The 8,816-nt window shown below is 49.5% G+C and carries 6 protein-coding genes; 5 read left to right on the top strand and 1 reads right to left on the bottom strand.

Features of this window, described 5'->3' with window-relative positions; genetic code table 11:
* Nucleotides 1-219 precede the first annotated feature (219 nt).
* From J0895_RS04220 to J0895_RS04210, 3 genes are all read left to right on the top strand, one after another.
* Nucleotides 220-789 carry a biotin transporter BioY gene (locus J0895_RS04220; protein WP_207086875.1) on the top strand — a complete coding sequence of 190 codons (570 nt, stop codon included), beginning with the start codon at nucleotides 220-222 and terminating at the stop codon, nucleotides 787-789.
* Nucleotides 790-875: 86 nt separating this feature from the next.
* The gene (gene lspA / locus J0895_RS04215; protein ID WP_207086874.1) at nucleotides 876-1,361 is read left to right on the top strand and encodes a signal peptidase II; all 486 of its coding nucleotides are present in this window, start codon (nucleotides 876-878) and stop codon (nucleotides 1,359-1,361) included.
* Nucleotides 1,362-1,916: 555 nt separating this feature from the next.
* Nucleotides 1,917-4,172 (top strand): transglycosylase domain-containing protein, encoded by a 2,256-nt coding sequence (locus tag J0895_RS04210; protein WP_207086873.1) that lies wholly within the window; start codon nucleotides 1,917-1,919, stop codon nucleotides 4,170-4,172.
* Nucleotides 4,173-4,464: 292 nt separating this feature from the next.
* On the opposite strand, the gene J0895_RS04205 is transcribed toward J0895_RS04210, so the two are convergent.
* Nucleotides 4,465-4,992 (bottom strand): hypothetical protein, encoded by a 528-nt coding sequence (locus tag J0895_RS04205; RefSeq protein ID WP_207086872.1) that lies wholly within the window; start codon nucleotides 4,990-4,992, stop codon nucleotides 4,465-4,467.
* Between the two features lie 281 nt (nucleotides 4,993-5,273).
* Between J0895_RS04205 and J0895_RS04200 the strand changes: the two genes are divergently transcribed.
* Both J0895_RS04200 and J0895_RS04195 read left to right on the top strand, forming a co-directional pair.
* Nucleotides 5,274-8,228: a two-partner secretion domain-containing protein gene (locus tag J0895_RS04200; RefSeq protein ID WP_207086871.1), complete on the top strand. Its 2,955-nt coding sequence runs from the start codon at nucleotides 5,274-5,276 to the stop codon at nucleotides 8,226-8,228.
* Between the two features lie 162 nt (nucleotides 8,229-8,390).
* Nucleotides 8,391-8,816 (top strand): two-partner secretion domain-containing protein (locus J0895_RS04195; RefSeq protein WP_207086870.1); only part of this gene is annotated, 426 nt, incomplete at its 3' end.

Below are 8,816 nucleotides of genomic sequence, written 5' to 3'. Positions count from 1 at the left end.
GGGGTGGATGGGGTGGAACGACTAAAGTCGTGACACCGAACCTCTCCCCCATCTCCTTACAAGAGTAAGTTTTTTACGTTTATGGTGATTCGCCTTACGATTAACTTCAGCGACGGTTCCCGGACCTTGGCAAGGTCCGGGGACCGGAAGTAAAAAACCTACTCTTGTAAGTCCCCCATCCAACGACCAACGACCAATGACCAATGACCAATGACCACCGTGTCTGCTCCACTTGAACTGATATGGGCTTTGATTGGCCTCTTGCTGACCATTGGGGGCACCTTTTTAGAAGCCTCAATTGCTAGTCCTTCCTGGGATGGAATCCACGGGGGTATCCCGATCTATTCCCTGGGTGTCACCTATCAAATTGGAGCCGTTCTCCTAGTGGGATGTCTGGGGGGTAAAAATGCCGGTGCCTTGTCTCAAATTGCTTATGTAGTTCTGGGATTGATGTGGCTGCCGGTGTTTACTGAAGGGGGTGGACTGGATTACATCAAGCAGCCGACTTTTGGCTATTTACTGGGGTTCATTCCGGGGGCCTGGGTTTGTGGTTGGCTGGCCTTTAAAATGGCCCTGCGCCTGGAAAGTCTGGCCTTTAGCTGTGTCTGTGGTTTACTCAGCGTTCATGCGATCGGTCTAATTTACCTGGCGATTAACTTGCACTCGGATGCTCAAACCCTGATCGATGGAGTGTTCAAATATTCCATTTATCCCTTACCCGGACAATTAGCGGTGGTTTGTGCCGTGACTGTCTTGGCGTTCATCCTGCGAAGACTGATGTTTTATTGAATGGTCAGTTGTTAGCTGTCTGGGACTTTTAGCAGAAAGCACAGAAGATGGGTAACGCTTGTCCTATTGACTCTCCATTGTTGGTAATGAAATTCAAAAACAACTCGCTATTCTGGATTGCTAGTGCTATTAGTGTAATTTTCGACCAACTGACTAAATATTGGGTCGTACAAAATTTTGAGTTCAGAGAATCTTGGCCCTTATGGGAAGGGGTCTTCCATTTTACTTATGTGACGAATACGGGAGCAGCGTTTAGCTTGTTTAGCAATAATGGAGCCTGGTTGCGCTGGCTTTCCTTGGCAGTCAGTCTGGGTTTAATGGCATTAGCATGGTTTGGTCCGAGGATGAACCGATGGGAAGAGGTCGGGTTTGGCTTGATTTTAGGTGGTGCCGTTGGCAATGGGATTGACCGATTTCTGTTAGGTGAAGTGACTGATTTTCTGGATTTTCGGTTAATTAATTTTCCCGTTTTTAATATAGCGGATGTCTCAATTAATATTGGGATTATTTGTCTGTTGATTGTGATGTTGCGACCCGCGCCCCCTCGGAATGAGGGACCTACCAGCTCTTGAGCTCAGAGGAGTAGGGTGGGCCATGCCCACCTTCTATTTGGTGGGCCATGCCCACCCTACAATTGTTTCAGGCATTGCCTCCGAATCCGGCACAGAGGAGTAGAGGAGTAGGGTGGGCCATGCCCACCTTCTATTTGGTGGGCCATGCCCACCCTACAATTGTTTCAGGAGGAGGGTTTGGGCTATTTTATGTGGAGGAGTTCCCTGAGTAAGGGATGAGGGGGAAGGGACCCCGGGTTTATGGAGGTTGATGCACCGGCGAACCGGCATGGAAAACCTAAAATAGAAATGAAGATGATTTTTCCCTGACAGGGATCTAACTGGGTACTCGGAACCTTGGGGCCGATCGCCCCCAAGGTTCAGGAAAAGCCAGTCCTAGAGTTGTAGTTGCCTTCACATTCCCTCAGCCGTCGGTACAGTAACGGTCAGACAAACCGGGTTCTTTACAAAATCTCTGTTTGCTTTGCAACAAATTAACCAGAAAAACCCGGTAACAGTTCTATTTTTTATTCAATAGTGTCCTTGGTTATCGATTAAGCGCGCAAGCATAGCATAATGAGTCCACCGCAGCCCCCCCAACAGCCCAGAACTCTCCTGGGTACGATTACCCAAGTCACCCAGACGGTTTTGGCCAAGGTTCATTTTTCCCGACTGGCCCTCAAACCCAATGCCAGAGTGCCAGAACTTTGGGTTCAAGATGCCGGTACCCCGAAACCCGAGGTTTATCCCCTGTTGGGCGATCGCTATATCATTGGGCGATCGTCCAAAACCAGCGATATTGTCGTCCGCAATCCCGTGGTGAGTCAGACTCATGCCTCCCTCTCCCGGGATAGCAATCGTCGCAATACACCCTTTTATTTCAAAGACGAAAACTCCACTAACGGCATCTATCGCGGCAAGCGTCGCATTACCTCCACCCCCATCCGTCACCGTCAAACCTTTACCCTCGGCCCCCCGGAACTCGCCGATTGCGTTCAGGTCCAGTATATCGACCCGCCCCCCTGGTATGTCCGCGCTGCCCGATGGACCTTTTATACCGGCAGTGGCGTGGCGGGTTTGGCGGCAGTCTTTCTCGGGGTGGAATGGCAAAAATTTCAAGTGCGCCCTTTCCCCATTTCTACCCAGGGTCCCGTCGTCGTCTATGCCAGGGACGGATCTACCCCCCTGCGCCCCCCTTTTAATAACGCTCATCGGGAACTGAATCGGTTATCAGCATTTTCTCCCTACCTATCTGATGCTCTAGTCTCCTCCGAAGATAGTCGTTACTATTGGCATTTTGGGGTTGACCCCATTGGAACCCTGCGCGCTTTAAGTGTGAATTTACGCGGGGGCAGTCTCCAAGGGGGCAGCACCCTCACCCAACAACTCGCCCGCAGTTTGTTTCGGGATTATGTGGGAACGGAAGACTCAGCGGGTCGCAAGATTCGCGAGGCGATCGTCTCTTTAAAACTAGAAACGTTTTATAACAAAGATGATCTGCTGTTAACCTATTTAAACCGAGTCTATTTAGGCATTGACCTCTATGGGTTTGAAGATGCAGCCCGATTTTATTTTGCTAAGTCTGCGGCGGATTTGACGTTATCGGAAGCGGCGACTTTGGTGGGGATTTTGCCGGCACCGAATGCCTTTAATCCGGTGCAAAATTATGACCTAGCGGTCAAATATCGAGATGGGGTGATTTATCGGATGCGACGGTTGGGGATGGTGTCTCAGGAAGAGGCCGATCGCGCCCGGCGATCGCGCATTGAGATTAACCCCCGGGCCGTCGAAATTCTCGGTAGTACGATCGCCCCCTATTTCTACAGTCATGTTTTTGCCGAACTCGAACAATTATTAGGAGAACAACTGGCCCGAGAAGGGAATTTTATCGTGGAAACTTCCCTAAACCCAGCAATTCAAACTGAGTCAGAAAAGGCGTTACAAAATAGTGTCCAGACTGCCGGTGATCAATTTGGATTCTCCCAAGGGGCGATCGTCACTCTGGATTCCCGAACTGGGGAAATTTTAGCCATGACTGGGGGGGTCGATTATCGCCAAAGTCAGTTTAATCGCGCCACGCAAGCGTTACGTCAACCGGGTTCTACCTTTAAAGTATTTGCTTATGGTGCGGCCCTCGATCTCGGGATGTCCCCGGGTCAGACTTTTTCTTGTGAACCTTTCAGTTGGTCGGGTCAATCTTATGGTGGATGCGAACGCAGTAGCGGTTCGATTGATATGTATCAAGGTCTAGCCCAATCGGAAAATTCTGTTGCCTTGCGAATTGCCCGAGATGCGGGTTTGGATCAGGTGGTCGAAATGGCCCGTCGGCTGGGGATTCAGTCCGAACTCAAGGCGGTTCCCGGGTTGGTCCTCGGTCAGAGTGAGGTGACGGTCCTGGAGTTGACTGGCGCTTTTGGGACGATCGCCAATCGGGGAGTTCGCAACCGTCCTCATGGGATTCAGCGGATTTTTGATAGCAGTGATTGCAGCGATCGCGATGACCTGAGTACCTGTCGGGTGATTTACGATTACCCACGCGATCGCACCGCTAATCAGGATGTTCTCTCTGGGGAAGTCTCGGATACTCTCACGGTTTTATTGCAAGGGGTGATTCGTGGCGGAACCGGCGGCAATGCTTCCCTCGGTTTGGATGAAGCGGGGAAAACCGGGACGACTAATGATAATGTAGACCTGTGGTTTGTCGGTTATGTCCCCTCTCAAGAATTAGTAACCGGGGTGTGGTTGGGAAATGATGATAATAGTCCCACTGCCGGGAGTAGCGCTCAAGCGGCCCTGCTTTGGCGGGATTATATGCGTGAAATCGTTCCTTAGTTGATGTTTTCGGGGGGTCTCACTTACCTGAAATTGTTAAATCAGGCCGGCGCCAAAATTTTTTCCTTTTTTCAACACAAATGACTAAAACTCTGTTATTATATACTATAATGGGAGCATTTGCTTCAATTTTAAAATTGTCACTATTCCCATTATAATAGAATTTTAACAAAAGTCAAGAGAAAACGCAAGACCTTTTTAAAAAAAGTCGCCAAATTTCAAATTGCAGCTTAGAAATTTAGAGAGAGTCAGAGAAAGAGGTTCCCAACTGGGAACCTGATTAAACAGAGGATTAGGGATTCGTTAAAAAACGACTGGCTAATTGGATAGCATCGCCGATATTCACCTCACCATCATTATTAGCATCTAAAAATTGATTGAGAACCGGGTTAGAGCCTGTTTGAGGATTTTCAGAACTAGCCCCGGTTTGTAACAATTGGAGAACCACTGGGATTAACAAGGGTAGCATGGATTGAATTTGTTGAGAATCTAAGCCCGTGCGGGAGGCGATCGCCGTAATCATTTCATTGAGTTGAGGGACAGAAAATAAGGCTGCGATCGCCTGGGAATTAGCACTTGTCCCACTAAACTGGCTAACCACAGATTGAACTAAATCAGTCCCGCCAGTGGCCCGTTTTTCCTGTAAAGAAGACCGGACAAAATGGCTAACAACCGATAGCATAGATTGAGTCGTTCCGGGGTCGGTATGGTAAGTCTGACTCAGTTGTTGTACCGCATTGATCACACTGCCAATTTGATTGGTACTGGCTTCTTGAGTAGGATTACTGATAGCACTCACGATTTGGTCAAATAGTTTCATGAATTGTGACTCCAAAAGAATTGAACAAAAAAATCGAGAACCCAATGGCAACAAGCTGTCAGATAGGTCACTCTACTATCAAGATAGTCCAAATCAGGCAGATTGACTGGCACAGGAAAAAGGGGCTTTGAGAACCGGGGTGAGGCGCGGGTGAAGGAAGGTAGACAAAACTAGGGTGCAGAGTCAAAGGGGCGATCGCCACCAAGGGGAAAATTTTGGAAAAAATTCCCCCAATCCAATTCCAAGTGCTACATTGTAGACAATCACTATTCACAAGAACCATGAAATATTTTTTACCGAAAGTAAAGCATCCAGAAGTTGCTGATGTTTGGCTCAAGAAATGCTGCCTAACTGGGCGAAATGGGGTAAAATTTTCTGTTGCGATCGCCTTTGTAAGTTTTTTCTACAACCTCAGCAGTCCAGCCCAGGCACAAATCTTTCCCGATGCCACGCTTCCAAGTCCTAGTCTCGTAACAACTGACGGGACAATTCAGACGATTACCGGAGGGACAGAAATTGGGGGAAGCCTCTTCCATAGCTTCCAGGAATTTTCTCTAATGACCGGGAATACCGCCTTTTTTGAAAATTCATTAACCGTAGAAAATATCCTAACTCGAATTACCGGAGTAAACAGTTCCCTCATTGATGGAATCATCCGCGCCAATGGCAGTGCAAATCTCTATTTAATCAATCCCAACGGGATTGTTTTTGGTCCCAATGCTCAATTAAATATTGGAGGTTCATTTTTTGCCAGTACCGCCGAGAGTATAGTCCTGGCAGATGGGAATCTATTTAGTGCAATCAACCCAGAAGCACCCCCATTACTGACAGTAAACGTGCCAGTGGGGTTACAATTTGGGGCAAATCCGGGGAATATTGGGGTTCAGTCCCAAGGGATAGACAGTAGCGGGGAAGTGAGTGGATTGCAAGTGTTTCCGGGGCAAACCGTGGGACTCTTTGGGGGGAATGTGCTTCTAGATGGGGGACAAGTGCGATCGCCCGGAGGACGGATAGAAGTGGGTAGCTTGGGAGGCAATAGCCGGATCAGTCTGACCCCGACAGAACGGGGGATGATGGCGGGATACGAAGGGGTCGAGAGTTTCCAGGATATTCAACTGACTCAACAGAGTGGGATCAACACCAGTGGAGATGGGGGAGGAACCATTCACCTGCAAGGACGGCGAATTGCCGTGGGAGAAGGGTCGCAGGTCCTGGCGGTGAATGTCGGGTCGCTTCCCGGGGGACCCCTGAATATCAAAGCGAGCGAATTAGTCGCCATTACCGGCGCTGACCCCGATAATTTTACCGCCGTCGTCAGCGATACTCGGGGAGTGGGGACCGGGGGAGACTTAAATATCGAAACCGGACAATTTTTACTCCAGGGGACCGGATTAGTCTCTGCCAGTACCTTTGGACTGGGTGCAGGAGGAAATTTTAGCATTCGTGCGGCAGATTCAATTACCGTGATTGGGGTGGGATTTGAGCCATTAGAGTTATTAATTGGGGGAGCATTAACCGGACAACTGCAACCGGAAGATCGCATCCCGGGGTTTGTGACAGGAGCTGTGGGAGAAGCACCAACGGGGAATATGACCTTAGAAGCGGGGAACGCGATTGGGTTGTATAATGGGGCGTTGATTCATCTTCCCACCTTTGGAGATGCGGCAGGGGGTGACCTCCAGATGAGGGCGGGAAATAAGATAGAAGCGATCGCCGGTGGGGTGTTATCGAATACGGCCTTTGGGAGTAACGCTTCTGCCGGGGATATTACCATTGAAACTCGCAACCTGATTATCACCGATGGCACCGTGATTTCCAGTGGAACCCTGGGTAATGGTCCTGGGGGGAATATTGTGGTGAATGCGTCAGAATTGGTGGAAATCAGCGGAACCGTACCGGGAAATTTGCTACCGACAGGAATTTTAAATAACACCCTGTTTGGAACCGGGACCGGGGGTGACGTGACGATTAAAACCACGCGGTTAATTAATCGCGGGGGTGGGTTGATTTCTGCCAATAGTGGTGGGGGAAATGTTAGCACTGGATTGGTGACTGGGGGAGTCGGAGGGAATATTAACATTGAAGCGAGTGAGTCAATTGAGATTTCAGGCGTGTCTCCCGATGGGCTAGTCACCAGTGGTCCGGGGACGACGACATTTAGTGAGAATCCGGCGGGAAATTTAACGATTTCCACCGGGAAGTTAACCGTGAGCGAGGGGGCGCTCGTCTCCTCGGGGACATTCAGCAGTGGGGATGGGGGAACTCTGACGGTGAATGCCTCGGAAGGGATTGATATTTCTGGACAGTCGCCGATTACGGGATTACCGAGTACCTTAGTTTCCTCCTCGGGACGGGCGGATATTCCAGATTTGGAAGTCACCGGATCCGGGGGAAACTTGCGAGTGAGTACCGGAGAATTGGTGGTTCGGGATGGAGCAACTTTGGATGTGAGGAGTTTTGGGACAGGGAATGCCGGGATTTTAGAAATTGTAGCCGACTCCGTGCGATTAGATACGGGGGGGAGTTTGAATGCGACAACGGTTTCCGGTGCCGGGGGAAACATTCAACTGCGATCGCCCACCCTGCTGTTACGTCGCGGGGGCAATATTACCACCAATGCCGGGAATACCAATGGAGGGAACATTACCATCGAGACTCAAATTTTAACCGCCCTGGATAATAGTGATATTACCGCCAATGCCTTAGCGGGACGGGGAGGACGAGTCAGCATCAGTGCCGAGGGGATCTTTGGTACCGAATTTCGCGAAGCGGAAACCCCGCGCAGTGATATTACTGCCACCTCGGACCTGGGACCGGAGTTTAGCGGCACAGTCGAACTAAACACCCCCGATGCCGATTCCAGCTTGGGAGTTGTGCCACTGGAAGATAATTTTGTGAATGCGGATCAACTGATTGCTCAAAACTTTTGTGCCACCGGAGATGTGAGTAGTTTTACCGTGACGGGACGAGGAGGGTTGCCCGACTCTCCCACCGAACTGCTGAATTCTACGGTAATTTTAGATGATTTGCGCCTAGTGCAGACTGAGGGAACAGCAGTCCAGGGTCAATCTAATCCAGTTGGGGAGATCACGGGAGAGAAAATGGCTCGAACAACTCCCCTGGTAGAAGCTCAAGGCTGGAGTGTGACCCCAGAGGGGACAGTGGTTCTGGTAGCCCAAGCGCCCCAGGTTACCCCGCATAGTTCTTGGGTAAAGCAACAGAATTGTGGAGAGTAAACGGGAAATGAATTTGTAGGGGGGGTAAGGGGATATTTTGGACAGCCGGTTGAAAAATTGAGTGGGGCGATCGCTCATTTTGTGCTACAACCCTGGTGGAGTTCGCGAAAAACCATTAGAGGAAAAATCGCCCACTCTTTCCTTTTAAAAAAGTTAAAATGAATGATTCATTTCAGCCGAGTCAATTATCAGCAATTTATCCGATTGTTTCCTAAGTCCTTCGGCCAAAAGTCCCACGCTGTAATCACACTTTCAGGAGTGCTAATCCTGTGGAGTTTGTCATCAGGATGTGGGGCCAAAGCAGAGGCGCAAATCATTCCCGATGCCAGCCTGAATAACCCCACCCTCGTTACTCCCGAGGGCACGACTTACCGAATTACCGGAGGCACAGCAATTGGAGGAAATCTCTTCCATAGCTTCCAGGAATTTTCTCTAATGACGGGGAATACGGCCCAGTTTGAGAATTCATTGAGGGTAGAAAATATCCTCACCCGAATTACCGGAAAAAATCCTTCCAGCATTGATGGCATCATCCGCGCCAATGGTAGTGCAAATCTCTATTTAATTAATCCTAACGGGATTGTTTTT

Source organism: Phormidium pseudopriestleyi FRX01 (genome assembly GCF_017313335.1).
GTDB classification, from domain to species: Bacteria; Cyanobacteriota; Cyanobacteriia; order Cyanobacteriales; family Laspinemataceae; genus Laspinema; species Laspinema pseudopriestleyi.
The sequence above is the reverse complement of the archived record's forward strand: the minus strand, read 5'-3'. Positions and strand labels throughout refer to the sequence as shown.